This window comes from Pseudomonas sp. Z18(2022), from assembly GCF_036346535.1.
Taxonomy (GTDB): Bacteria; Pseudomonadota; Gammaproteobacteria; order Pseudomonadales; family Pseudomonadaceae; genus Aquipseudomonas; species Aquipseudomonas yamanorum_A.
Map to the genome: position 1 here is coordinate 84981 of NZ_JAOTOA010000004.1, position 25707 is coordinate 110687.

General features: G+C 61.0%; 18 protein-coding genes. 4 read left to right on the plus strand and 14 right to left on the minus strand.

The features are described 5' to 3' along the window. Positions 1-32: 32 nt before the first annotated feature. From V3W39_RS11170 to sdhC, 5 genes are all read right to left on the minus strand, one after another. Positions 33-2864 (minus strand): 2-oxoglutarate dehydrogenase E1 component, encoded by a 2832-nt coding sequence (locus V3W39_RS11170; RefSeq protein WP_177043092.1) that lies wholly within the window; start codon positions 2862-2864, stop codon positions 33-35. Between the two features lie 262 nt (positions 2865-3126). Continuing rightward, positions 3127-3831: a succinate dehydrogenase iron-sulfur subunit gene (locus tag V3W39_RS11175; RefSeq protein WP_177043091.1), complete on the minus strand. Its 705-nt coding sequence runs from the start codon at positions 3829-3831 to the stop codon at positions 3127-3129. A gap of 11 nt (positions 3832-3842) precedes the next feature. After that, positions 3843-5618, minus strand: a complete 1776-nt coding sequence (gene sdhA, locus V3W39_RS11180) for a succinate dehydrogenase flavoprotein subunit (protein WP_063028200.1) — start codon at positions 5616-5618, stop codon at positions 3843-3845. Positions 5619-5621: 3 nt separating this feature from the next. Next, positions 5622-5990 carry a succinate dehydrogenase, hydrophobic membrane anchor protein gene (gene sdhD, locus V3W39_RS11185; protein WP_330212637.1) on the minus strand — a complete coding sequence of 123 codons (369 nt, stop codon included), beginning with the start codon at positions 5988-5990 and terminating at the stop codon, positions 5622-5624. After that, positions 5984-6358, minus strand: coding sequence for a succinate dehydrogenase, cytochrome b556 subunit (sdhC, locus tag V3W39_RS11190; protein WP_330212638.1), 375 nt, complete (start codon positions 6356-6358; stop codon positions 5984-5986). The genes sdhD and sdhC overlap by 7 nt, the downstream gene beginning before the upstream one ends. Before the next feature lie 364 nt (positions 6359-6722). On the opposite strand from sdhC, the gene gltA reads away from it, so the two are divergent. Beyond that, complete coding sequence (gene gltA / locus V3W39_RS11195; protein ID WP_003210575.1) at positions 6723-8012, plus strand: citrate synthase; 1290 nt, start codon at positions 6723-6725, stop codon at positions 8010-8012. Positions 8013-8173: 161 nt separating this feature from the next. Here gltA and V3W39_RS11200 read toward each other — a convergent pair whose 3' ends face one another. The 3 genes from V3W39_RS11200 to V3W39_RS11210 form a co-directional block, all read right to left on the minus strand. Then, the gene (locus V3W39_RS11200) at positions 8174-9832 is read right to left on the minus strand and encodes a cation acetate symporter (RefSeq protein ID WP_177043090.1); all 1659 of its coding nucleotides are present in this window, start codon (positions 9830-9832) and stop codon (positions 8174-8176) included. Further along, the gene (locus V3W39_RS11205) at positions 9829-10140 is read right to left on the minus strand and encodes a DUF485 domain-containing protein (protein ID WP_076015221.1); all 312 of its coding nucleotides are present in this window, start codon (positions 10138-10140) and stop codon (positions 9829-9831) included. The genes V3W39_RS11200 and V3W39_RS11205 overlap by 4 nt, the downstream gene beginning before the upstream one ends. A gap of 239 nt (positions 10141-10379) precedes the next feature. Further along, positions 10380-11231: a glycine betaine ABC transporter substrate-binding protein gene (locus V3W39_RS11210; RefSeq protein ID WP_177113569.1), complete on the minus strand. Its 852-nt coding sequence runs from the start codon at positions 11229-11231 to the stop codon at positions 10380-10382. Between the two features lie 331 nt (positions 11232-11562). Here V3W39_RS11210 and V3W39_RS11215 point away from each other — a divergent pair, with 331 nt between their 5' ends. Continuing rightward, positions 11563-13116: a glycoside hydrolase family 17 protein gene (locus tag V3W39_RS11215; RefSeq protein WP_330212639.1), complete on the plus strand. Its 1554-nt coding sequence runs from the start codon at positions 11563-11565 to the stop codon at positions 13114-13116. Between the two features lie 123 nt (positions 13117-13239). On the opposite strand, the gene V3W39_RS11220 is transcribed toward V3W39_RS11215, so the two are convergent. Then, entirely contained in the window at positions 13240-13611 is a 372-nt protein-coding gene (locus tag V3W39_RS11220) for a hypothetical protein (RefSeq protein WP_330212640.1), read from the minus strand. A gap of 236 nt (positions 13612-13847) precedes the next feature. On the opposite strand from V3W39_RS11220, the gene V3W39_RS11225 reads away from it, so the two are divergent. Together V3W39_RS11225 and V3W39_RS11230 are read left to right on the plus strand one after the other, a co-directional pair. Then, entirely contained in the window at positions 13848-15146 is a 1299-nt protein-coding gene (locus V3W39_RS11225) for a serine protein kinase PrkA (RefSeq protein ID WP_010166231.1), read from the plus strand. After that, a complete protein-coding gene (locus tag V3W39_RS11230; RefSeq protein WP_003210582.1) occupies positions 15139-15927 on the plus strand; it encodes an MlaA family lipoprotein in 789 nt (262 codons plus the stop codon). Before V3W39_RS11225 ends, V3W39_RS11230 begins: the two co-directional genes overlap by 8 nt. A 164-nt stretch (positions 15928-16091) precedes the next feature. On the opposite strand, the gene V3W39_RS11235 is transcribed toward V3W39_RS11230, so the two are convergent. The 5 genes from V3W39_RS11235 to V3W39_RS11255 all read right to left on the minus strand — a co-directional run bounded on the left by V3W39_RS11235 (position 16092) and on the right by V3W39_RS11255 (position 25694). Continuing rightward, positions 16092-17075 (minus strand): GlxA family transcriptional regulator, encoded by a 984-nt coding sequence (locus V3W39_RS11235; RefSeq protein WP_177077210.1) that lies wholly within the window; start codon positions 17073-17075, stop codon positions 16092-16094. A gap of 34 nt (positions 17076-17109) precedes the next feature. Beyond that, the gene (locus tag V3W39_RS11240; RefSeq protein ID WP_177043086.1) at positions 17110-18015 is read right to left on the minus strand and encodes a DUF808 domain-containing protein; all 906 of its coding nucleotides are present in this window, start codon (positions 18013-18015) and stop codon (positions 17110-17112) included. Positions 18016-18082: 67 nt separating this feature from the next. Next, positions 18083-19504 (minus strand): efflux transporter outer membrane subunit, encoded by a 1422-nt coding sequence (locus V3W39_RS11245; RefSeq protein WP_330212641.1) that lies wholly within the window; start codon positions 19502-19504, stop codon positions 18083-18085. Next, positions 19501-22626 carry an efflux RND transporter permease subunit gene (locus V3W39_RS11250; protein WP_177077409.1) on the minus strand — a complete coding sequence of 1042 codons (3126 nt, stop codon included), beginning with the start codon at positions 22624-22626 and terminating at the stop codon, positions 19501-19503. The genes V3W39_RS11245 and V3W39_RS11250 overlap by 4 nt, the downstream gene beginning before the upstream one ends. Positions 22627-22631: 5 nt before the next feature. Continuing rightward, on the minus strand, positions 22632-25694 hold the full coding sequence (locus V3W39_RS11255; RefSeq protein WP_330212642.1) for an efflux RND transporter permease subunit: 3063 nt from the start codon (positions 25692-25694) through the stop codon (positions 22632-22634). Between the last annotated feature and the right edge of the window lie 13 nt (positions 25695-25707).

The following is a 25707-nucleotide window of genomic DNA, read 5'->3' on the forward strand; positions in this document are numbered from 1 at the left end:
CTTAAAATTCGGTTTCAGTCAGCGCGAAGGCGTTAAACAGTGAAAGCATCTTGCAGCAGTTTTTCCTGCTGCTCGGCGTGCATCGATGCATAACCACAAGCAGGTGCAGCAGAAGCATCACGACCGGCGTACTCCAGGCCCAGTGCCTGTTTATGGTTGCCGATGCTGCGACGCAGATGATGCTGGCTGCTGTACCACGCGCCCTGGTTCATCGGTTCTTCCTGACACCACACCACGTTCGTGAGGTTGGTGTAAGGCGCGATGGCCTCCATCAGGTCGTCTTCCGGGAACGGGTAAAGCTGCTCGATCCGCACGATGGCGATGTCTTCGCGGCCTTCGGCACGGCGTTTTTCCAGCAAGTCGTAGTAGACCTTGCCGCTGCACAGGATCAGGCGAGTGACCTTGGCCGCGTCCAGGGTGTCGATTTCCGGAATAACGGTCTGGAACGAACCATCCGCCAGATCTTCCAGGGTCGAGATGGCCAATTTATGACGCAACAGCGATTTCGGCGTCAGCACTACCAGCGGCTTGCGCAGCGGGCGGATCACCTGGCGACGCAGCAAGTGGTAGATCTGGGCCGGGGTAGTCGGCACGCACACCTGGATGTTGTGCTCGGCGCACAATTGCAGGTAACGCTCCAGACGGGCCGAGGAGTGCTCCGGACCCTGACCTTCATAACCGTGTGGCAGCAGCATGGTCAGACCGCACAGACGGCCCCACTTGTGCTCGCCGCTGGTGATGAACTGGTCGATAACCACCTGGGCACCGTTGGCGAAGTCGCCGAACTGGGCTTCCCAGATCACCAGTGCCTGAGGCGTGGTGGTCGAGTAACCGTATTCGAACGCCAGTACGGCCTCTTCGGACAGGAACGAATCGTACAGGTCGAAACGCGGCTGGCCTTCGTACAGGTTCTGCAACGGGATGTAGGTGCCCGCGTCTTTCTGGTTGTGCAACACAGCGTGACGGTGCGAGAACGTACCGCGGCCGATGTCTTGGCCGGTCATGCGGATCGGGTGACCTTCGAACGCCAGGGTCGCGTACGCCATGGTTTCAGCGTAACCCCAGTTGATCGGCAGGCCGCCGGCTTGCATCTTCTGACGGTCTTCGTAGATCTTCGCAACCTGGCGCTGTACCACGAAGCCATCTGGAATTTCCAGCAGCTTGGCAGACAGTTCCTGCAGGGTTTTCAGATCGAACGAGGTGTCGTGACGCGCAGTCCAGGCGTGGCCCAGGTACGGACGCCAGTCAACGAACAGCTCTTTGTTCGGTTCTTTGACCAGGCTTTTTACTACGTGCAGGCCGTTGTCCAGCGCGTTGCGGTATTCATCGATCTTCGCCTGAACACGTGCATCGTCCACTACGCCGGCCTTGATCAGGCTGTCGGCGTACAGCTCACGGGTGGTGCGCTGCTTGGTGATTTGCTGGTACATCAACGGCTGGGTGCCGCTAGGCTCATCCGCTTCGTTGTGACCGCGACGACGGTAGCAGACCAGGTCGATGACCACGTCACGCTTGAACTGCATGCGGTAGTCGATGGCGAGCTGGGTCACGAACAACACGGCTTCCGGATCATCACCATTCACATGGAGGATCGGCGCCTGGATCATCTTGGCAACGTCGGTCGCGTACTCGGTAGAGCGTGCGTCCAGCGGGTTGCTGATGGTGAAGCCCACCTGGTTGTTGATGACGATGTGAACGGTACCGCCGGTCTTGAAGCCGCGGGTCTGCGACATCTGGAACGTTTCCAGGACCACGCCTTGACCGGCGAATGCCGCGTCACCGTGGATGGAAATCGGCAGGACCTTCTCACCGGTAGCGTCGTTACGACGATCCTGGCGCGCACGTACCGACCCCTCGACCACTGGAGAAACGATTTCCAGGTGGGATGGGTTGAACGCCATGGCCAGGTGAACTTCACCGCCGGTGGTCATTACGTTGGACGAGAAGCCCTGGTGGTATTTAACGTCACCGGAACCCAGCTCGACCTTCTTCTTGCCTTCGAACTCGTCGAACAGCTCGCGCGGGTTCTTGCCGAAGGTGTTCACCAGCACGTTCAAACGGCCACGGTGGGCCATGCCGATCACGATTTCCTTGGTGCCGTACGAACCGGAACGCTGGATCAGCTCATCGAGCATCGGGATCAGGCTTTCGCCGCCTTCCAGGCCGAAACGCTTGGTGCCCGGGTATTTGGTACCCAGGTATTTTTCCAGGCCTTCCGCTGCGGTGACGCGCTCGAGCAAGTGGCTCTTGACGTCTGCAGACAGCACCGGGCGTCCACGCACGCCTTCAAGACGGTGCTGGAACCAGTGGCGCTGCTCGGAATCAGTGATGTGCGTAAATTCGGCACCGATGGTGCGGCAATATGTCTGCTGCAACGCTTCGTGAATTTCGCGTAGGCTCGCCTCCTCTTTGCCGATGAACAGGTCGCCGGCACGGAAGGTCGTATCAAGATCGGCATTGGTCAAGCCGTAATGATTGATCGACAGGTCTGCAGGTGCAGGACGCTGCCACAGCCCCAGCGGGTCAAGCTGGGCTGCCTGGTGGCCACGCATACGGTAGGCCTGGATCAGTCGCAGTACTTCAACTTGCTTCTTCTCGTGCTCACTGCTCACGCTTCCGGCGGAAACCGGCTGGGCGCGGCGCTGGTTCTTTGCCAGCAGCACGAACTGATCGCGAATTGTTGCGTGCGATACATCGGTGGCAGCGTTGCCGTCTGAAGACAACGTCTGAAATTTGGTGCGCCATTCTTCTGGCACAGCGTTAGGGTCGTGCAGGTAGAGCTCATAAAGCTCTTCCACATAGGCAGCGTTACCACCTGAAAGATAGCCGCTGTTCCACATGCGCTGCATCACGCTTTCTTGCATGCTTGGTCACCCTCGATTTGGGGACACCACCGGCGAAAACACCGAGTTTGCTTGCAAAAGGCCAAGTGCAGCGACCAAAACAAGCCACTTAGGATCACGCTGATAGTTCGGGTACCAACCCGAATGCCCCTGCTTGTCTCATTTCTTCAAAATAAGAGCCGCGGCTTTGTAAGTCGCTGCTCAAGTTAAAACTACGGCGCCGGTTGAAGCCTGCGCCGTAGCATCTACGGGCACAACGGTCCTGCCTTTACTACAACGTCAGTTACACGCCGCTTTGCAGCAACATGCTACGTACGTGACCAATGGCCTTAGTCGGGTTCAGGCCTTTAGGACATACGTTGACGCAGTTCATGATCCCGCGGCAGCGGAATACGCTGAACGGGTCATCCAGCGAAGCCAGACGCTCGGCTGTCTTGGTGTCACGGCTGTCTGCCAGGAAGCGGTACGCTTGCAGCAGGGCAGCTGGACCCAGGAACTTGTCCGGGTTCCACCAGAAGGACGGGCAGGAGGTCGAGCAGCAAGCGCACAGGATGCACTCGTACAGACCGTCCAGCTTCTCGCGCTCTTCCGGAGTCTGAAGACGCTCGATGGCCGGAGCCGGAGTGTCGTTCAGCAGGAATGGCTTAACCTTTTCGTATTGCTTGTAGAAGATGCTCATATCGACGACCAGGTCACGGATAACCGGCAAACCTGGCAGAGGACGAACGATCAGCTTGTTGCCTTTAACCACGGCAGACAGCGGCGTGATGCACGCCAGGCCGTTTTTGCCGTTGATGTTCATGCCGTCGGAACCGCAAACACCCTCGCGGCAAGAGCGACGATAGGAGAAACCTTCGTCCTGCTCTTTAACCAGGGCCAGTACGTCCAGCACCATCAGGTCTTTACCACCGGTATCGACCTGGAATTCCTGCATGAACGGCGCAGCGTCCTGATCAGGGTTGTAGCGATAAACACTGACTTTCAACATGGCAGCCACCCTTAGTAAGTCCGAATCTTCGGTTCAAACGTCGGAACCGTCTTCGGCGAGAAGTTCACGGCACGCTTGGTTACGCGCTTGTCACCCGGGAAGTACAGGGTGTGGCACAACCAGTTCTCGTCGTCGCGGTCTTCATAGTCTTCACGAGCGTGAGCACCACGGGATTCTTTACGAACCTCGGCGGCAATCGCGGTCGCTTCAGCCACTTCCAGCAGGTTTTGCAGCTCAAGGGCTTCGATACGAGCGGTGTTGAACGCCTGGCTCTTATCGTTGATCTTGACGTTGGCGATGCGCGAACGCAGGTCAGCCAGCTGGGCGATACCTTTTTGCATGTATTCGCCGGTACGGAACACACCGAAGTAGTTCTGCATGCAGCTTTGCAGCTCTTTGCGCAGGGAGGCGACGTCTTCGCCTTCGGTACGCGAGTTCAGGCCATCCAGACGTGCCAGGGCAGCGTCGATGTCGGACTGGCGTGGACGAGCGTAATCAACGCCTTCCTTCAGGGTCTGCTCCAGGAACAGGCCGGCGGCGCGACCGAATACCACCAGGTCGAGCAGCGAGTTGCCGCCCAGGCGGTTGGCACCGTGAACCGATACGCAGGCCACTTCGCCTACTGCGAACAGACCAGGGATGATCTGGTCGACGCCGTCGGCGTCCTGGGTGATCGCCTGGCCATGAATGTTGGTGGCAACGCCGCCCATCATATAGTGGCAAGTTGGAACAACAGGGATCGGCGCAACAGCCGGGTCAACGTGGGCAAAGGTCTTGGACAGTTCCATGATGCCTGGCAGACGGCTGTGCAGAACTTCTTCACCGAGGTGATCGAGCTTCAGCATCACGTGGTCGCCATCGGGACCACAGCCGTTACCGGCGATGATCTCTTTAACCATGGAACGGGCCACAACGTCACGACCGGCAAGGTCTTTGGCGTTCGGAGCATAACGCTCCATGAAACGCTCGCCGTTCTTGTTGATCAGGTAACCACCTTCACCACGGCAACCTTCTGTAACCAGTACACCGGCGCCGGCGATGCCGGTCGGGTGGAACTGCCACATTTCGATGTCCTGTACCGGCACGCCTGCACGCAGGGCCATGCCGATACCGTCACCGGTGTTGATCAGGGCGTTGGTAGTGGACGAGTAGATACGGCCTGCACCGCCGGTCGCCAATACGGTGGCGTTAGCCCGCACGTAAGAGGTTTCGCCGGTTTCGATGCAGATAACGATCATGCCTACAAAGGCACCGTCTTCGTTCTTCACCAGGTCGACGCCGTAGTATTCGTTGAGGAATACGGTGCCGGCCTTCAGGTTGGCCTGGTACAGGGTGTGCAGCAGCGCGTGACCGGTACGGTCGGCTGCGGCGCAGGTACGGGCGGCCTGGCCACCCTTACCGAAGTCTTTCGACTGACCGCCGAACGGACGCTGGTAGATGCGGCCCTGTTCGGTACGGGAGAACGGCAGACCCATGTGTTCCAGCTCGAAGACCGCTTCCGGGCCTACGGAGCACATGTATTCGATAGCGTCCTGGTCACCGATATAGTCGGAACCCTTGACGGTATCGTACATGTGCCAGCGCCAGTCATCGTTCGGATCGGCGGAGGCGATGGCGCAGGTGATGCCACCCTGGGCCGAAACGGTATGGGAACGGGTCGGGAACACCTTGGTGATCACGGCAGTCTTGTGACCGCCCTGGGCCAGTTGCAGCGCAGCGCGCATGCCGGCACCGCCGCCGCCAATGATGATGGCGTCGAATGAAAGCGTATTAACTGTGTTAGCCATGAATCAGATACCCCAAAGAATCTGCACACCCCAGACGAAGTAAGCGAACATCGCGACGCCGCATACTGCCTGGAAGAGGAAACGTATAGCAGTCGCGGACTTGCCGAACGCCATTGGCGTCAGGTAGTCGGTCGCAATGGTCCACATGCCGACCCAGGCGTGAGCGCCCAGGGCAACGAGAGCCAGGAGACTGAAAATACGCATCCAGTTGCTTGAGAACAGTTCATGCCATTGGGCGTAGCCGATGCCTGGATTGGCTACGACGTATCCGATCAGGAAAATGAAATAAGCCGCGAGGACAACCGCAGATACGCGCTGCGCCATCCAGTCATAGAGGCCAGAACGCGACAGGTTCGTGACGTTAGTTACCATATCCAAACTCCTGCCAGAACGATCAGCACCACGGAAATGGCGATGACGATTTTCGAGCCCAGCTTGCCGCCTTCCAGCGTCTCACCGATGCCCATGTCCATGATCAAATGGCGCACACCGGCAACCAAGTGATACAGCAAGGCGGACAGGATGCCCCAAATCACTAGCTTGGCTAGCGGACTGGTCAGACACGCCTTCACTTGACCGAAGCCCTCTTCAGAACTCAGCGACTTGTCCAATGCATAAAGCATGATGGCCAGGCTGACAAAGAGAATGACACCGGAGATTCGGTGAAGAATCGACGTGTATGCAGTGACTGGGAGTTTGATGGTCCTTAGGTCTAGGTTTACAGGTCGTTGGCTATTCACGGCTTTTTTTCACACTGAAGAGCCCCTAACAATCAGGGCAAAGTTGTTGGGGAGTGCACTGGTCAGGTAAGCACCACCCAGGGAGTGCGACCCCCAATGAAAGCAAGCCCAAAAGCCCTTGGCGGTCGGTGGCCGAGTATAGACAGTTAGGCAACTAATGACAACGCGCACTCCTCACCCTAATAGCGCATTGCGCTGGCGGCATAAAAGGCGTAAATGGCAGGTAATTTCGAGGAAAAAGTACGGTTAAAGCCTTCTGGAGCAAGACTTTAGGCAAATTGACATCTGAATTTATCTCACTATAGTGGTGCGGGCCCTGCGTGGGGGGTCTGTCTGATGATTTGAAGCATAAATAGGAGGCCACATGGCTGACAAAAAAGCGCAGTTGATCATCGAGGGCGCAGCCCCCGTCGAGCTGCCCATTTTAACCGGCACCGTTGGTCCCGATGTTATCGACGTACGGGGCCTGACGGCCACGGGCCGTTTTACATTCGACCCAGGCTTCATGTCGACCGCCTCATGCGAGTCGAAGATCACCTATATCGACGGTGATAACGGTATCTTGCTGCACCGCGGCTACCCGATCGAACAGCTTGCTGAACAGTCGGACTACCTCGAAACCTGCTACCTGCTGCTCAACGGCGAATTGCCAACAGCTGAGCAAAAGGCCCAGTTTGTCAGCACCGTGAAGAACCACACCATGGTTCACGAGCAGTTGAAGACCTTCTTCAACGGCTTCCGTCGCGACGCCCACCCGATGGCCGTCATGTGCGGCGTAGTCGGCGCCCTGTCGGCCTTCTATCACGACTCCCTGGACATCAATAACCCGCAGCATCGCGAAATCTCCGCGATCCGCCTGGTTGCCAAGATGCCGACCCTGGCCGCGATGGTTTACAAGTACTCCATGGGTCAACCCATGATGTACCCGCGCAACGACCTGACGTACGCGGAAAACTTCCTGCACATGATGTTCAACACCCCGTGCGAGATCAAACCGATCAGCCCGGTGCTGGCCGCCGCGATGGACAAGATCTTCATCCTCCACGCCGACCACGAACAGAACGCCTCCACCTCTACCGTGCGCCTGGCGGGCTCTTCGGGTGCCAACCCGTTCGCCTGTATCGCCGCCGGTATCGCCGCACTGTGGGGCCCTGCCCACGGCGGTGCGAACGAAGCCGTATTGACCATGCTCGATGAAATCGGCGATGTCTCGAACATCGACAAGTTCATCGCCAAGGCCAAGGACAAGAACGATCCGTTCAAGTTGATGGGCTTCGGTCACCGGGTCTACAAGAACCGCGACCCACGTGCCACCGTGATGAAGAAGACCTGCGACGAAGTGTTGAAGGAACTGGGGATCAAGAACGATCCGCAACTCGAACTGGCCATGCGCCTGGAAGAGATCGCCCTGACCGACCCGTACTTCATCGAACGCTCGCTGTACCCGAACGTCGACTTCTACTCGGGGATCATCCTCAAGGCGATCGGCATTCCAACCAGCATGTTCACGGTGATCTTCGCCCTGGCGCGCACCGTAGGCTGGATCTCCCACTGGAAAGAAATGCTCTCCAGCCCGTACAAGATTGGCCGCCCGCGCCAGCTGTACACCGGCTACGAGTCGCGTGACATCACCAAGCTGGAAGACCGCAAGTAAGCCAACCGCTACTTGGCTACACCGAAAACGGCCTCCTTTGATAGGGAGGCCGTTTTTATTTGTACCGGATATGAGAAACAGTTTTGTCGTATCCGTTACCAATAAAGGCAGAAAAAAGCCCCGATCTCACGACCGGGGCTTTTTTTTGTAACCGTTACAACTTAGTGGTTAACGGCCCCACTCGCCCCCAGGCCAGTCTGCGAACGCACAAACTGCGGGAAGTACAGCGCACGTTCCTTCTCTGCCGCCGCCGACTTGTCGGTGATGGAGAAGAACCAGATACCGACGAACGCAATGATCATCGAGAACAGCGCCGGGTACTCGTAAGGGAAAATCGCCTTCTCATGGTGCAGGATCGAGACCCAGATGGTTGGGCCGAGGATCATCAGGCCAACGGCACTGACCAGACCCAGCCAGCCGCCAATCATCGCACCGCGCGTGGTGAGGTTTTTCCAGTACATGGAAAGCAGCAGTACCGGGAAGTTACAGCTGGCGGCAATGGAGAACGCCAGGCCTACCATGAACGCGATGTTCTGGCTTTCAAACAGGATACCCAGACCAATCGCCAGCACTGCCAGGGCGATCGTGGTGATCTTCGATACTCGAATCTCATCCTTCTCGTTGGCCTTGCCTTTCTTGATCACGCTGGCGTACAGGTCATGGGACACCGCCGAAGCACCCGCCAGGGTCAAGCCGGCAACCACTGCCAGGATGGTGGCAAACGCCACGGCCGAGATGAAGCCCAGGAAGATACTACCGCCCACCGCGTTGGCCAGGTGCACCGCCGCCATGTTGTTACCGCCGAGCAAGGCACCTGCAGCATCCTTGAACGCCGGGTTGGTGCTGACCAGCAGGATCGCGCCGAAGCCGATGATGAACGTCAGGATATAGAAGTAGCCGATGAAGCCAGTGGCATACAGCACGCTCTTGCGCGCTTCCTTCGCGTCACTCACGGTGAAGAAGCGCATCAGGATGTGCGGCAGGCCCGCGGTACCGAACATCAGTGCCAGGCCAAGGGAGAACGCCGAAATCGGATCTTTCACCAGGCCGCCCGGGCTCATGATCGCTTCACCTTTAGGGTGAACCTTGATCGCCTCGGCAAACAGCATGTTGAAGTCGAAGTTGACGTGCTTCATCACCATCAGCGCCATGAACGAGGCACCGGACAGCAGCAGCACTGCCTTGATGATCTGCACCCAGGTGGTCGCCAGCATGCCGCCGAACAACACATAGAGGCACATCAGGATGCCCACCAGGATCACCGCCACATGGTAATCAAGGCCGAACAGCAGCTGGATCAGCTTGCCCGCGCCGACCATCTGCGCGATCAGGTAGAACGCCACCACCACCAGGGAGCCGCACGCCGACAGGCTGCGGATCTGGGTTTGCCCGAGGCGGTAGGACGCCACGTCGGCAAACGTGTATTTACCCAGGTTACGCAGGCGCTCGGCGATCAGGAACAGAATGATCGGCCAGCCCACCAGGAAGCCGATCGAATAGATCAGACCGTCGTAGCCGGAGGTAAACACCAGCGCGGAAATCCCCAGGAAGGAGGCTGCCGACATATAGTCACCGGCAATCGCCAAACCGTTCTGGAACCCGGTGATCTTGCCGCCGGCCGCATAGTAGTCGGCCGCCGACTTGTTGCGCTTGGACGCCCAGTAGGTGATGCACAAGGTCGCGCCGACGAAGGCCACGAACATCAGGATCGCTGCGATATTCAGCGGTTGTTTATGCACTTCGCCGGTCAAAGCATCGGCCGCCCAAACGGCAGGTGCAAAGGCCGAGGCGCCGAGTACAGCCAATAGACGACGGATCATTGCGCAGCCTCCTTGAGAATCGCATTGTTCAGGTCGTCGAATTCGCCGTTGGCGCGTCGTACATAGATGCCGGTGAGGATGAAGGCCGACACAATCAGCCCGACCCCGATGGGGATTCCCCAGGTGATGGACGAACCGGGGCTGATCTTGGCCCCCAGTATTTGCGGCCCATAGGCAATCAGAAGAATGAAAGCGGAGTAAAGCCCAAGCATGATCGCCGAGAGAATCCAGGCGAACCTTTCCCTTTTACTAACCAGCTCCTTGAAACGCGGGCTGTTTTGAATCGAGAGGTAAATGCTGTCGTTCATTGTTTTTATCCTCGCAGCACAGCTTTTTATTATTGGAACGTATCCACTGTATGCGGCTGAGGAACAGGTTCCAGACGACCTTAGTAGTAGAAGGAGTGTAGCGAGGGATATTGAAGGCGCAGGAATAATTGCTGGGGCGAAATAATGTGGGAGCCGGGCTTGCCCGCGATGGGATCACCTCGATACATCAGGTGCACCGAGGCGTCTGCATCGCAGGCAAGCCAGCTCCCACAAGAGACTTACTTAGCGGTCCATTCGGCGACACGCTCAGGGTGCTTGGCCACCCAATCCTTGGCCGCTGCCTCAGGCTTGGCGCCCTCTTGGATCGCCAGCATGACTTCACCGATTTCATCCTTGGAGGCCCACTGGAATTTCTTCAGGAACGCCACGACTTCCGGGGCTTTCTTTTCCAGACCTTTGCTGCCGATGCTGTTGACGGTTTCAGCAGCACCATAAATTCCTTTTGGGTCGTCCAGGAAACGCAGTTTCCACTTGGCGAACATCCAGTGTGGCACCCAACCGGTGACCGCAATGGATTCCTGTTTGTCTTCAGCACGGGTCAGCTCGGCGATCATTGCCGCGCCGGAACTGGCTTGCAGCTTGTAGTCCAGACCATAGGCCTTGATCGCTTCGTCGGTCTTGAGCATCACGCCTGAACCGGCGTCGATGCCGACGATCTTGTTCTTGAAGGTGGTGTCGGTCTTGAGGTCTTCGATGGATTTGGCTTTCACGTACTCAGGCACGATCAGGCCGATCTTGGCGTCCTTGAAGTTGGGGCCGTAGTCGACCACCTTGTCCTTGTTCTTGGCCCAGTATTCACCGTGGGTCACGGGCAGCCAGGCGGAGAGCATGGCGTCGAGTTTGCCGGTGGCCACGCCTTGCCACATGATCCCGGTGGCGACCGCTTGCAGTTTCACGTCATAACCGAGCTTTTGCTTGATCACTTCTGCCGCAACAAAGGTGGTGGCGACACTGTCCGACCAGCCATCCACATAGCCGATGCTCAGGGTTTTGCTGTCGGCGCTGGCCATTGTGGAGCTCATCGCAACTACCAAAGTGGCAGCTGCGCCCAAGAGTCGTCGCATCTTCATAGTGCTTCCCCGAAAGTGCTGCGCCCGGCGGATGCCGAGCGACGTCAACCTGTTGTTATGTGGTGCACCGCGCCCCCTTCACGCGCATCGATCACGTGGGTGCTTCATCAGTGGAGGGCTGACACTTCGATCATCAACCTGCTGCCACAAGCGACCTGCTCTGACTGCGACCTCAGGTAAGCAAGAAACGACATCACATCGCCAGCAAGATGATTTGTAGGACATTCACCGACGATCCCGCCCGAACTTTGCATGTCAAAATTATGCGGCCCCACTGGGACGGCACAAATCCGGGTAAGATGCGCGCCTTTGCTCCCCTGACGGCCTGATCATGCCCGCGACTGCCCGCTTTGCGCTCCTGCCTTATATATTTGCCCTGATCCTCGGTGTACTGGCCCTCGCCGGCTATTGGTATGGCCTTGGCAAACCCGTGGTGCTGCCGGACGTGGCCAGCGCCAGCCACAAGCTGCAATGCGCGTCCTACACGCCCTTCGACAAAGACCAATCGCCGTTCGACCAGCCGTTCAAACTGCGCCCCGAGCGCATGGACGCTGACCTGGCGTTGCTGGCTACCCGTTTTGAGTGCATCCGTACCTATTCCCAGACCGGCCTTGAAGCCTTGCCGGAACTGGCGCGCAAACACGGCCTGAAGCTGATGAGCGGCGCATGGGTCAGCAGCGACCCGGTGGCCACTGCCAAGGAAGTCGAGGCATTGATCGCCTCGGCCAACGCCAACCCCGACGTCATCACGTCAGTGATCGTGGGTAACGAAACCTTGCTGCGCAAGGAAGTCACCGCCAAGCAGTTGGTGGCGCTGATCCATCACGTCAAAAGCCATATCAAGCAACCGGTCACCTATGCCGATGTGTGGGAGTTCTGGCTGCAACACCCGGAAATCGCCCCGGCGGTGGATTTCCTGACCATCCACCTGCTGCCTTACTGGGAAGATGACCCGTCGGGCATCGACCAGGCGCTCAAGCATGTGGGCGATGTGCGCCAGACCTTCGGCAACAAGTTCGCCCCCAAGGACGTGATGATCGGCGAGACCGGCTGGCCGAGCGAAGGCCGCCAGCGGGAAACCGCGGTGCCGAGCCGGGTCAACGAAGCAAAGTTCATGCGCGGGTTCGTGGCCATGGCCGAAGCCAACGGCTGGCACTACAACCTGATCGAAGCGTTTGACCAGCCGTGGAAACGCGCCAGTGAAGGTGCGGTTGGCGGCTACTGGGGCCTGTTCGATGCCGATCGCCAGGACAAGGGCGTGCTCGCCGGCCCGGTGACCAATGTGCCGTACTGGCCGCTGTGGCTGGGGGTTGGCGGGATTATCCTGCTGGGCACGCTGCTGCTGGGCGGTCGCGTGCGCAACACCCGTGCTGCCTTGTTGTTGCCGTTGCTGGGCGCTGTGGCGGCCTGCTCGATTGGCACCTGGGCCGAATTGAACCGGGTAACGGCGCGCTTCGCGGATGAGTGGGTGTGGGCGGGATTGCTGGTGGCCTTGAACCTCGCCGTCCTGGCCCACGCCGCCCTGGCGTTGAGTGCACGGGACGGTTGGCGTGAACGCGCGTTCAACTGGCTGGAGCAGCGCGCTGGCTGGCTGGTGGCGATCGCCGGATTTGCCGGTGCCGTGATGATGCTGGCGCTGGTGTTTGACCCGCGTTATCGCAGCTTCCCGAGTGCCGCGCTGGTGCTGCCGGCGCTGGTGTACCTGGTGCGCCCGGTAAGCGGGCTGCGTCGGGAGATCGCGTTGCTGGCGTTCATCATCGGTGCCGGCATTGCGCCGCAGCTGTACCGTGAAGGATTGATGAATCAGCAGGCGTGGGGTTGGGCGGTGGTGAGCCTGCTCATGGTTGCAGCCTTGTGGCGTTGCCTGCGGGTGCGCAAAACCTGAAAGCCTCTTTTGTGGCGAGGGAGCTTGCTCCCGTTCGACTGCGCAGCAGTCGCAAAAGCCGGGGCCGCTTCGCAGCCCAGCGGGAGCAAGCTCCCTCGCCACATAAAACGCCCTTACCTCTGGTTATTCAGTAATCCGAGGCGCCCTGACCAACCGCAACCCCGCAATCACCACCGCAAACACCGCAAAGGTCGTGTTGTACAACGCCAACGCCGGAAACCCGAATACCAGCGCCAACACCGCCAACCCCCACCCTGCCCGGCCCGGCACAAAAAACGCCAGCACCGACGTCACCAGCGCCGCCCAGCCCAGCACCTTGAAGTGAATCATCAACCCCAGGTTGGAACGCACCTGGCATTCCCAGCGGCTGGCTTCGTCAGCACAGATGCCCACCCAACTGCCATCCTCCATGAATCCGTAACGCGCGCCATAACTGGCGGCCAACCAAAGCGGCAGGGCGATAAGCAACAGCATCAGCGGGAAACGGCGGGACATAGGGCACTCCGATAGGCGAAAACGGCGCCCAGCTTAATCCCCCGGCAGCCGTTGGCAAGGTTTGGAAGCAGATAAGTGTTCATCAAGGCGTGCCAAAGTGTATCGTCTGGCTACTATTACCCCGATTCCGACGTTTTTTCCGACTTTTCGTGCCGAGGGCTGGCACTTCGGCAGCAACGCGGTGGTCATAGCCTGCGAACTCCACTTCAGCACGTTTTCCTCTTAGGGATTTAGTCATGCTCCGTTCCTTGCGCTGTGCGGCCCTGTTGGGCAGCCTTTTTCTGAGTGCGTCAGCACTGGCGGTCGATATCGACCAGGCCAGCTATGGCTACCCTTTGACCAACCCGTTTGAAGCGACCATCGCCACCACCCCGCCGAACCTGCGGCCGGAACTGCCGTCCGACGATGAAATCAATCAGTCCGACTACACCCTGACGATGCGCCCCGAGCGTGAATTCAGCCTGCCCGACAACTTCTGGGCGGTGAAGAAACTTACCTACCGCATCGCCAAGCAAGACCGCGCCGCGCCGCTGATCTTCCTGATCGCCGGCACCGGCGCACGCTTTGACAGCACCATCAACGAATACCTGAAAAAGCTCTACTACAAGGCCGGTTACCACGTCGTCCAGCTGTCGTCCCCCACCAGCTTCGACTTCATCGCCGCCGCCTCGCGCTTCGCCACCCCCGGCATCAGCCAGGAAGATGCCGAAGACATGTACCGCGTGATGCAGGCCGTACGTGCGCAAAACCCGACGCTGCCCGTGACCGACTTCTACCTCACCGGCTACAGCCTCGGCGCCCTCGACGCAGCCTTCGTCAGCAAGCTGGACGAAACCCGCCGCAGCTTCAACTTCAAGAAAGTCCTGCTGCTGAACCCGCCGGTCAACCTCTACACCTCGATCACCAACCTCGACAAGCTGGTACAAACCGAGGTCAAGGGCATCAACAACAGCACCACCTTCTATGAGCTGGTGTTGAACAAGCTGACCCGCTACTTCCAGCAAAAGGGCTACATCGACCTCAACGATGCGCTGCTCTACGACTTCCAGAACTCCAAGGAACACCTGACCAACGAACAGATGGCGATGCTGATCGGTACCTCGTTCCGCTTCTCGGCGGCCGACATTGCCTTCACCTCGGACCTGATCAACCGTCGCGGCCTGATCATCCCGCCCAAGTACCCGATCAGCGAAGGCACCAGCCTCACGCCGTTCCTCAAGCGTGCGCTGCAGTGCGACTTCGACTGCTACCTCACCGAACAGGTGATCCCGATGTGGCGCGCCCGCTCCGACGGCGGCAGCCTGTTGCAACTGGTTGACCAGGTCAGCCTGTATGCCCTCAAGGACTACCTGCACGACAGCCCGAAAATCGCCGTGATGCACAACGCCGACGACGTGATCCTGGGCCCGGGCGACCTTGGCTTCCTGCGTAAAACCTTCGGCGATCGCTTGACCGTCTACCCCCTGGGCGGCCATTGCGGCAACCTCAACTACCGCGTCAACGCCGACGCCATGCTGGAGTTCTTCCGTGGCTAAATATCTTCTGCTGCTCGCCGCCCTGATGTGCGCGGGCGTGGCCAATGCCGACAACAGCAAGGCCCACACGCCGACCGTAGTGGACTCCGACGGCTTCAAGGAGCCCCTGAGCCACCTCAAGTTCAACCCCGGCCTGGACCAGCGTGAGTTCGAGCGCTCGTCGGTCAACGCCCTGAATGTCTACGACCCGCTGGAGTCGTGGAACCGCCGGGTGTACCACTTCAACTACCGCTTCGACCAGTGGGTGTTCCTGCCGGTGGTGGACGGTTACCGCTACGTCACCCCGAGCTTCCTGCGCACCGGCGTGAGCAACTTCTTCAACAACCTGGGGGATGTGCCCAACCTGTTGAACAGCCTGCTGCAGCTCAAGGGCCATCGCTCCCTGGAAACCACCGGGCGCCTGCTGCTCAACACCACCATCGGCATCGCCGGCCTGTGGGACCCGGCCACCGCCATGGGCCTGCCGCGCCAGAGCGAAGACTTCGGCCAGACCCTGGGCTTCTACGGTGTACCGGGCGGCGCCTACCTGGTGCTGCCGCTGTTTGGTCCGTCGAACCTGCGGGACACCACCGGCCTGCTGGTGGACTACGGCGCCGAGACCGAGATCAACTTCCTGAACGTGTCCAAGGTCAGCGAAAACCACCCGGAAATCTGGGCCCTGCGCGCCGTCGACAAGCGCTACCAGACCAGCTTCCGCTACGGTCAGATGAACTCGCCGTTCGAATACGAAAAGGTGCGCTACGTGTACACCGAGGCGCGCAAGTTGCAGATCGCCGAATAAACGGTAAGGGCCCGGCTCCCACAGGAATGCATATTCCTGTGGGAGCCGGGCTTGCCCGCGATAGCGATGGGTCAGTAATCGCAGCACAACCTGACATACCGCTATCGCAGGCAAGCCAGCTCCCACATTTGATCTTCAGTGCCTTCTGAACTGGCCGTGTTCAGCTATTTGACCAGGCGCTTTTCCTTCGACGGCCTGTAGCCAAAGTACGCGCTGTAGCACTTGCTGAAATGACTCGGCGAAACAAACCCGCAGGCCACCAGCACATCCACCTGGGACAGCTCGGTGTGTTGCAGCAGGCGGCGGGCCTCGGTGATGCGCAGTTCCAGGTAATAACGCTGGGGCGTGGTGCCCAACTGTTCCTTGAACAAGCGCTCCAATTGGCGCCGGGAGCGGCCGGCATAGATGGCCAGTTGTTCCATCTCCAGAGGCTCTTCGAGGTTGGCGTCCATCAGGTTGACCACCTCGCGCAGCGGCGCGCTCAAGCACACGTTTTCCGTCGGTTTGACCCGCCGGTAGCGCGACTCCTCAAACGCCAGGATGTCTTCGACGCCCTCCACCAGCGCCTTGCCGTACAGCCCCTTGATCCAGTCCAGCGCCATATGGAACGCGCCGGACGGGCTCGACGCCGTCAGCCGGTCGCGGTCAATCACATACGGCTCGCTGCTGACCTGCGTCGCCTTGCAGAACTCCGCCAGGGCCGGGCGATGTTCCGGGTGCACGGCGCATCGGTAGCCGCCCAGCAACCCCGCACGCCCCAAGAACCACGCACCATTCCACAATCCGGCCAGGCTCACGCCCTGCTCCGAGGCGCTTTTCAATAGATGGATGAATTCTTCGGTGGCCTTCAGTTCGGTGCGATAACCACCGCAAATCACCAGCAGGTCCAACTCTTTAAGCACTGAAGGCTCAAGCCGCCCATCGGGCCGAATCACCAGCCCCAGGTCGCTGACCACCTCGCCTTCCTGCAAGCCGTAGGTCGAGGTAGAAAACGACGCAGGCCGCAGCAGGTTGGTGGTGATCAGCGTATCCAGCGCCTGGGTAAATGCCGGCAGCGAGAAATGTTCGAGCAACACAAATCCCGCCCGCACGGTTTGACGGACCTCGCCGGGGTTTTCATTCAAGTAGCGCAGGTTCTTGCCTTTCATGCCCCCGCTGAATTGCCGTCGCTCGATCAAATGCCTATGCCCTCGCACGTTTCCAGAGGTTACCCACCACGCTGACCACCGCCAACACCACGGCCCCGGCAATGATCCCCGCCACCGCATTGAGCAACGTCGGCATCAGCCACGCCAGGCCACCGGTACTTTGGCTCACGGTTTCGATCCAGTGGTGCACCACCGGCACGCCATGGGTCAGGATGCCGCCGCCCACCATGAACATCGCCGCCGTGCCGATCACCGACAGGCTTTTCATCATGTACGGCGCCGCCCGCAGGATCGCCCCGCCAATGCTGCGCGCCGCCTGCCCGGGCTTTTGGGTGAGCCACAGCCCCAGGTCATCGAGCTTGACGATGCCGGCCACCAGGCCGTAGACGCCGATGGTCATGACGATGGCGATGCCCGACAGCACAATCACTTGCTGCATCAATGGCGCATCGGCCACGGTGCCGAGGGTGATGGCGATGATTTCGGCCGAAAGAATGAAGTCGGTGCGGATCGCGCCCTTGATCTTGTCTTTCTCGAAGGCCACCAGGTCCGTCGCCGGGTCCGCCACGGCTTCCACCAGGTGCGCCTGCTCTTCGGTGCGCTTGTGGAAGAAGCTATGGGCGAGCTTTTCGAAGCCCTCAAAACACAGGTAGGCGCCGCCCAGCATCAGCAACGGCGTGACCGCCCACGGCGCAAATGCGCTGATCAACAAGGCAGCGGGCACCAGGATCAGCTTGTTGATGAATGAACCCTTGGCCACCGCCCACACCACCGGGATTTCCCGCTCGGCGCGCACCCCGGAGACTTGCTGGGCATTCAGCGCCAGGTCGTCCCCCAGCACGCCGGCGGTTTTCTTCGCGGCCATCTTGGTCATCAGGGCCACATCGTCGAGCACCGCCGCGATGTCGTCGATCAATACCAGCAAACTGCTTCCTGCCATGGCTCGGGCTTCCCGTGATTCAAAGTGCGCCGAGAATAACGCGGCGCACACCGGGCAGGCGAGCCTGTCAGCGTCCGTCGACGTGCCAGCCACCGCCAAGGCTCTGGATCAGCGCCACACTGCCCTGGCTGAGTTGGCCCTGGGTGTCGCGAAGATTCTGCTCGGCCTGCAGCAATACCAGCTGCTGGGTCAGCACGGCTTCCTGGCTGACAGTGCCGGCGCGCAGTTGCGCTTGCTGGCTGCCGAACAGTTGCCGGTTGCGCTGGTACACCTGCTGGAAGGCATCGGCCTGGGTTTGCAGGTGGTTGATCGCCGACAGGTTGTCTTCGACGTTCTGCAAGGCGCTGAGCACGGTGCCGCGGTAGGTCGCGGCGATCTGGTCATAGCTGGCCTCGGCCTGCTTGACCGCTGCCTCACGGGCGCCGCCGTCGAACAGGGTTTGCGCCAGCGCCGGGCCCAACGTCCAGATGCGGTTGGGCAGGGAGAACAACCCGCCCAGCGCGCTGCCGCGATAACCGGCCTCGGCGGTGAGGTCCAGGGTCGGGAAGAACGCGGCTTCGGCCACGCCGATTTTCGCGTTGGCCGCCGCGGCCGAGCGCTCCGCCGCCACCACGTCGGGACGCCGTTGCAGCAGGGTTGACGGCAAGGTCAGCGGCGGGCGCGGCAGCACGAAGGTGTAGTCATCCCGCGCTGCCACGGCAAACTCGCTCGGCGCCACGCCCACCAGCACCGCCAGTGCGTGTTCGTATTGCTCGCGGTCGCGCAGGGAGGTCTGCAGGTCGGCAATCGAGGTGGTGAGCTGGTCCTGGGCCACCAGCAACTGGTCGTTGGTGGCGACGCCCTGGGTGAACTGCACCTGGATCATGTCCAGCAGTTGCTGGTTGATCTTCTGCTGTTGCTGCAACAGGCGCACGTCGATATCCATCTGCCGCAGCGCAAGGTAGTTGCTCGCCACGCTGGAGCTGATGGACAGCCGTACCCCGGCCAGCAACGCGTCGGATTGCTGGGCCGTGGCCTGGCTGGACTCTATCCCGCGCCGCACCAGGCCCCACAGGTCCGGCTCCCAGCTGGCGGTCAAGGTGGCGCTGACACTGTTCTCTATACCGCCAGAGTTGGTAACGGTGCTCGACGTACCGCTGCCGCTGCCTGCCGTTCCCCGTGAGCCCGACAACCCTACGCCCACCGTCGGCCACAACCCGGCCCGGCTGGACGCCACTTGCGCCTGGGCCAGACGATAAGCCGCCTCCGCCGCGATGATCGACTGGTTGGCCTTGGCCGACCGCGCCACCAGGTCGTTCAGCACCGGGTCCTGATACGCCAGCCACCACTGGCTGTCCATCGCCCCTTGGGGGTTGGCCGCCGCGCGCTGCCACTGGGCGCCTTCCTTGAAGGTCTGCGGCAGCTCCATGGCGGGCTTCTGGTAATCGGGCCCGACCATGCAGCCGCCGAGCAGCAGGCTGATGCAAAGCACGCTGTATTTCACGTTCATAACCTTGCTTCCTTACGCCGACCCAGGCGCTGTGACGCCCGGTCGAGCCACAGGTAGATCACCGGGGTGGTGTACAGCGTCAGCACCTGGCTGAACAGCAGGCCACCAATAATCGAAATCCCCAACGGCCGGCGCAGTTCCGAACCGTAGCCGGTGCCCAGCACCAGCGGCAGCGCGCCAAGGATCGCCGCCAGGGTGGTCATCATGATCGGCCGGAAACGGATCAGGCACGCCCGGCGAATCGCTTCCTTCGCCGTAAGGCCGAACTCCCGCCGCTCGGTGATCGCGAAATCGATCATCATGATCGCGTTTTTCTTCACGATGCCGATCAACAGAATCACCCCCACCAGCGCAATGATCGACAGCTCGGTGCCGGTCAGCAGCAAGGCGATCAACGCACCGACACCGGCCGAGGGCAAGGTCGAGAGGATGGTCAGCGGGTGCATCAGGTTTTCGTAGAGGATGCCCAGCACGATATACACCGAGAGCAACGCGGCGACGATCAGCAACGGTTCGCTGGCCACCGAGGACTGGAACACCTGGGCCGTACCGGCAAATTGGCCCACCACACTGGCGGGCATGCGCAGTTGCTTCACCGCATCATCCACCATCGCCGTGGCCTGGCCGATGGACGTGCCCGGCGCCAGGTTGAACGACACCGTCACCGCCGGGAACGTGCCCTGGTGACTGATGGAAATCGCCGTGCGCGCCACCGTGTTATCCGCCAGCGCCGACAGCGGCACCAGGGTCTGTTCGGTGGTCAGGCTGGGCGCCGCCGTGGTGCCTTTGGTGGTCGTGGCCTGGGTGCCGGTCGGCACATAAATGCCCTTGAGCGCCGAAGGGTCGGTCCAGTACTCCGGGGCGATTTCCATCACCACGTGGTACTGGTTGGCCGCGCGATACAGGGTGGCGACCTGGCGCTGGCCAAAGGCGTCGTACAGCGCCTGGTCCACCGCCGAGATACTCACCCCGAGGCGCGCCGCCGTGTCGCGGTTGATCTGCACATTGGCCAGCAGGCTGTTGTCCTGCTGGTCGGTATTCAGGTCGGTGAGTTGCGGCAATTTGCGCAGCACCTCCACCACCTTGGGCACCCATTCATCCAGGGATTCCTGGTCATCGGCGGTCAGGGTGTATTGATACTGTGCGCCACTTTGCCGGCCACCCACGGTGATGTCCTGGGCCGACTGCAAATACAGCTTGGTGCCCGGCAGGTCGCCGAGGCTGCGGCGGATTTGCCCGATGATCTCCGTGGCGTTGTCCTTGCGCTCGCCCAAGGGCTTGAGCAATACAAACATCTGCGCACTGTTGACCGCCCCGCCGCCGCCTCCGCCGCCGCCGACAAACCCGGCGACGGTTTCGATATTCGGGTTTTTCATCACCTTGCGGTTGATCTCGGTGAAGTCCTTCTGCATCGCACCGTAGGAAATGCTCTGGTTCGCCAGGATGCTGCCCTGCAAGCGGCCGGTGTCTTCCTGGGGAAAGAAGCCCTTGGGCACCAGCACGTACAGCACGCCGGCGAGGACGATCACCAGCACCGTGACAAAGCCCATCAGCACCGTATGGTCGATCACCCAACCCAGGGTGCGATCGTAGAAGCGGTGAAAGCGCGAATCCGGGTGTTCGTTGCCTGCGTGAATCTCTTTCGGCGCGCGCAGCAGCACGCTGGCGAGCATCGGCGTGACGGTCAGGGAGATCAGCATCGAGATCACGATGGCCACCGACAGCGACACCGAGAACTCGCGGAACAACCGCCCGACAATCCCGCCCATCAGCAGCAGCGGAATAAACACCGCCACCAGGGACACGCTGATGGTCAGCACCGTGAAGCCGACTTCACGCGCCCCTTCCAGTGCGGCCTCCACCCGGGTCTTGCCGCGCTCCAGGTGACGCATGATGTTTTCCACCACCACGATCGCATCGTCCACCACAAAGCCGGTAGAAATGGTCAGCGCCATGAGGGACAGGTTGTTCAGGCTGTAGCCAAGAAAGTACATCGCGCCAAAGGTGCCCAGCAGCGACAGCGGCACCACGATCGCCGGCACCAGGGTGCTGCGCCAGTCGCGGAAGAAGCCGAACGTCACCAGGGTCACCAACAGGATCGACACCAGCAACGTCACCTCCACGTCGTGCAACGAAGCGCGAATGGTGGTGGTGCGGTCCATCAGCAAGTCGAGCTTGATCGTCGCCGGGATCGAGCTTTGCAAAAACGGCAGCGAGGCTTTCACCGCGTCCACCGTCTCGATCACGTTGGCCCCTGGCTGCTTGAACACCACCAGCAGCACCGCCGGCTTGCCGTTGGACAGGCCGAAGTTGCGCAGGTCCTGCACGTCTTCGCGCACGTAGCCAAGGTCGGCGATATGGATCAGGTCGCCGTTGTGGGCCTTGACCACCAGCGGCCCGTAGTCCTTCTCATCGAGCAACTGGTCGTTGGCGGCAATGCCATAGTTGCGGTCACCAATGGCCACGTTGCCCTTGGGCAAGTTGACGTTGGAGGCGTTGATCACCTGGCGCACCTGCTCCAGGCTGACGCCGTACTGGTTGAGCCGGTCGGGGTTCAATTCCACCCGTACCGCCGGCAGTGCGCCGCCGCCCACCGTCACGTCACCGACCCCGGTGGTCTGCAACAGCTTCTGCTCCAGCAGGGTCGAGGCCACGTCATACATCTGCCCCGGCGTGGCGCTGTCGGAGGTCAGGCTGATGATCAAAATGGGCGAGTCCGCCGGGTTGACCTTGCGGTACGTCGGGTTGCCGGACAGGTCGCTGGGCAGGTTGCTGCGGGCAGCGTTGATCGCGGCCTGCACATCACGGGCGGCGCCGTCGATGTCGCGGTTCAGGTCGAACTGCAAGATGATCCGCGCCGAGCCAAGGCTGCTGGACGAAGTCATCTGCGTGACCCCGGCGATCTGCCCGAACTCGCGCTCCAGCGGCGTTGCCACCGAACTGGCGACGGTGGTCGGGTCAGCGCCGGGCAACGAGGCGCTGACGCTGATGGTCGGGAAATCCACCTCCGGCAGCGGCGCCACCGGCAACAGCATGAAGGCCAGTGCGCCAAACAGCGCGAGGCCCGCCGCCATCAACGTGGTTGCAATGGGGCGGCGAACAAACGGCGCGCTGAGGTTCATCGCCATCAGACCGCTTCAGCCGGGCGGCGGCTGAAGCGCTCCCCCAGGCTGTGCATGGCAAGGAAGATCACCGGGGTGGAAAACAGCGTGAGCAGTTGGCTGAGCAACAACCCGCCAATGATCGCGATGCCCAGCGGGTGACGCAGCTCCGAGCCAATCCCCGTGCCCAGCGCCAGCGGCACTGCGCCGAACAGCGAGGCCATGCTGGTCATCAGGATCGGCCGGAACCGTAACTCCGCCGCCTGACGAATCGCCGCCACAGGGCTCAGGCCGCCCTCACGTAGTAACTCCAAGGCGAAGTCGACCATCATGATGCCGTTTTTCATCACGATGCCGATCAGCAGCACAATGCCGATCAAGCCGATGATGTCGAACTGCGTACCGGTCACCAGCAGCGCCAGCAAGGCCCCGAGCGCCGCCGACAGCAGCGTCGAAAGGATCGTCACCGGGTGCACGAAGCTCTCGTACAGAATCCCCAGCATCAGGTACACCACCACAATCGCCGCCACCACCAGGAACACCTGGTTCGACAGCGACTGCTCGAACGTGGCCGCTGCGCCTTCAAGATTGGCCTGCACCGAAAGCGGCAAGCCGACCTTGGCCTCGATGTCCTTGAGCCGCGTGACCGCCGCGCCAAGGGTCTGGCCGGGGGCGAGGTTGAACGACACGTCGGCATATGGAAACTGGCCCAAACGGTTGATGGTCACGGGCGTACGCACCACCTGCATGGTTGCCATGCTCGACAGCGGCGCCACCCCGCCACCGGGGATGTCTACGTACAAGCCCGTGAGCAGGTCCGGCAAGTTACGCGGCGGATGGTCGGTGGCGATCACCACGTGGTACTGGTTGAGCTGGGTATAAATCGTCGAGACCTGGCGCTGGCCGAAGGCGTCGTACAGCACATCGTCGATCGCCTGGGGCGTGATGCCCAGGCGCGAGGCGGTGGCGCGGTCAAACGTCAGCTGGATCTGGTTGCCGAACTGCATCGCCTGGCTTTGCACGTCGGTGAACATCGGGTCTTGCTTGATCGCCGCCAGCAGCTTGGTGGTCCATTGCTCCAGCTCGCCCGGGTCGGTGGCTTGCAGGCCCAGGCGGTAGCTGGTGGTGGACACCGTGGCATCGAGGGTCAGGTCCTGCACCGAGTGCAGGTACAGGCGGATGCCGGCGTCGTCGGCGTTGGCATCGGAAAGCCGGCGGATCACTTCGGTGGCGCTGTCACGCTCGCCCCGGGGCTTGAGGTTGATCAGCAGGTTGCCCTGGTTGATGGTCGGGTTGGTCTGGTCGATGCCAACGAACGACGACAGGCTTTGCACCGCAGGGTCCTTGAGGATTCGCGCGGCGAGGCGCTGCTGTTCGGTCTGCATCTGCTGGAAGGACACCGTGGGCGCGGCCTGGGAAATGCCCTGGATCAGGCCGGTGTCCTGGTCCGGAAAAAAGCCCTTGGGCATGATCACCAGGGTCACCAGGGTCAGCGCGGCGGTGAGCACCACCGAGACCAGCGTGAGCGTGCGGTGGGCCAGCACCCAGTCGAGGCCACGCACGTAGTGGGTGTTGATGCGGTCGAAGAAATCCGCACGGCGTTCCTCGTGCTTGTTCTTGAGCATCCGCGCGCACATCATCGGCGTCAGGGTCAGGGAAATGAACGCCGAGATCACGATGGTCACGGCCACGGTCATGGCAAATTCGCGGAACAGTCGCCCGACCACATCGCCCATGAACAGCAGCGGGATCATGACCGCAATCAGAGCGATGGACAGGGAAATAATCGTGAAGCCAATCTGCTCCGAACCCTTGAGCGCCGCCTCCAGCGGCGAGTCCCCCGCCTCGATGTAGCGCGTGATGTTTTCGATCATCACGATGGCGTCATCCACCACAAACCCGATGGCAATCGTCAGCGCCATCAGCGTCAGGTTGTTCAGGGAGAAGCCCAATGCATAGGCCACCGCCAGGGTGCCCACCAGCGTCAGCGGAATGGTGACGGCGGGAATGACCGTGGCCGGCACGTTGCGCAGGAACGCGAAAATCACGATCACCACCAGCCCGATAGCCATGGCCAGTTCGTACTGCACATCGGTGACCGAGGCGCGGATGGTTTGGGTGCGGTCGGTGAGCACAGCGACCTTCAAGGTGCCCGGCAAACTGGCCCGCAACTTGGGCAGCAATTGCTGCACGCGGTCGACCACTTCGATCACGTTGGCGCCGGGTTGGCGCTGGATGTTCAGCACAATCGACGGCGTGCTGTTGGTCCACGCGGCCTGACGCGGGTTCTCCGGGCCCTGGGTGGAAGTGGCGATCTGCGACAGGCGAATCGGTGCGCCGTTTTTATAGGCGATCACCAGGTCGCGGTATTCCTCGGCCGATTGCAGCTGGTCGTTGGCGCCGATGGAATAGGCCTGGAACTTGCCGTCGATATTGCCCTTGGCCTGGTTGACGTTGGCCGTGCCCAGGGAGGTGCGCAGGTCATCGATGGACAGGCCCAGGCTATTGAGTGCCGAGGTGTTCGCCTCGACCCGCACCGCCGGGCGCTGGCCGCCGCTGATGGTCACCAGGCCCACGCCGGTGATCTGCGAGATTTTCTGCGCCAGGCGTGTGTCGGCCAGGTCTTCGACCTTGGTCAGCGGCAGCACGTCGGAGGTCAGGGACAGGGTCAGCACCGGCGCATCCGCCGGGTTGACCTTGCTGTACACCGGCGGGTACGGCAGGTTGGCCGGCAGGAAGGTGCCGGCGGCGTTGATCGCGGCCTGCACTTCCTGCTCGGCGACGTCCAGGGACAGCGACAGGTCGAATTGCAGGGTCACCACCGAGGCGCCGTCGGAGCTGGTGGAGTTCATGGATTTGAGGCCCGGCATCTCGCCGAGCTGGCGCTCCAGCGGCGCAGTGATGGACGAACTGACCACGTCCGGGCTGGCGCCGGGGTATTGGGTGAAGACCTGGATGGTCGGGTAATCGACTTCGGGCAAGGCCGACACCGACAGCAAGTGGTACCCCAGCATCCCCAGCAACAGCACCGCGACCATCATCAAGGTGGTGGCGACGGGACGTTCGATAAAGGGCCGCGAAATGTTCATGCTCGGCAGATCC

Bases quoted from the DNA above. Each gene is read 5' to 3' on its own strand.
- V3W39_RS11170 (WP_177043092.1), bottom strand. From the start codon at position 2,864: ATGCAAGAAAGCGTGATGCAGCGCATGTGGAACAGCGGCTATCTTTCA.
- V3W39_RS11175 (WP_177043091.1), bottom strand. From the start codon at position 3,831: ATGTTGAAAGTCAGTGTTTATCGCTACAACCCTGATCAGGACGCTGCG.
- sdhA (WP_063028200.1), bottom strand. From the start codon at position 5,618: ATGGCTAACACAGTTAATACGCTTTCATTCGACGCCATCATCATTGGC.
- sdhD (WP_330212637.1), bottom strand. From the start codon at position 5,990: ATGGTAACTAACGTCACGAACCTGTCGCGTTCTGGCCTCTATGACTGG.
- gltA (WP_003210575.1), top strand. From the start codon at position 6,723: ATGGCTGACAAAAAAGCGCAGTTGATCATCGAGGGCGCAGCCCCCGTC.
- V3W39_RS11200 (WP_177043090.1), bottom strand. From the start codon at position 9,832: ATGATCCGTCGTCTATTGGCTGTACTCGGCGCCTCGGCCTTTGCACCT.
- V3W39_RS11205 (WP_076015221.1), bottom strand. From the start codon at position 10,140: ATGAACGACAGCATTTACCTCTCGATTCAAAACAGCCCGCGTTTCAAG.
- V3W39_RS11210 (WP_177113569.1), bottom strand. From the start codon at position 11,231: ATGAAGATGCGACGACTCTTGGGCGCAGCTGCCACTTTGGTAGTTGCG.
- V3W39_RS11215 (WP_330212639.1), top strand. From the start codon at position 11,563: ATGCCCGCGACTGCCCGCTTTGCGCTCCTGCCTTATATATTTGCCCTG.
- V3W39_RS11220 (WP_330212640.1), bottom strand. From the start codon at position 13,611: ATGTCCCGCCGTTTCCCGCTGATGCTGTTGCTTATCGCCCTGCCGCTT.
- V3W39_RS11225 (WP_010166231.1), top strand. From the start codon at position 13,848: ATGCTCCGTTCCTTGCGCTGTGCGGCCCTGTTGGGCAGCCTTTTTCTG.
- V3W39_RS11235 (WP_177077210.1), bottom strand. From the start codon at position 17,075: ATGAAAGGCAAGAACCTGCGCTACTTGAATGAAAACCCCGGCGAGGTC.
- V3W39_RS11240 (WP_177043086.1), bottom strand. From the start codon at position 18,015: ATGGCAGGAAGCAGTTTGCTGGTATTGATCGACGACATCGCGGCGGTG.
- V3W39_RS11245 (WP_330212641.1), bottom strand. From the start codon at position 19,504: ATGAACGTGAAATACAGCGTGCTTTGCATCAGCCTGCTGCTCGGCGGC.
- V3W39_RS11250 (WP_177077409.1), bottom strand. From the start codon at position 22,626: ATGAACCTCAGCGCGCCGTTTGTTCGCCGCCCCATTGCAACCACGTTG.
- V3W39_RS11255 (WP_330212642.1), bottom strand. From the start codon at position 25,694: ATGAACATTTCGCGGCCCTTTATCGAACGTCCCGTCGCCACCACCTTG.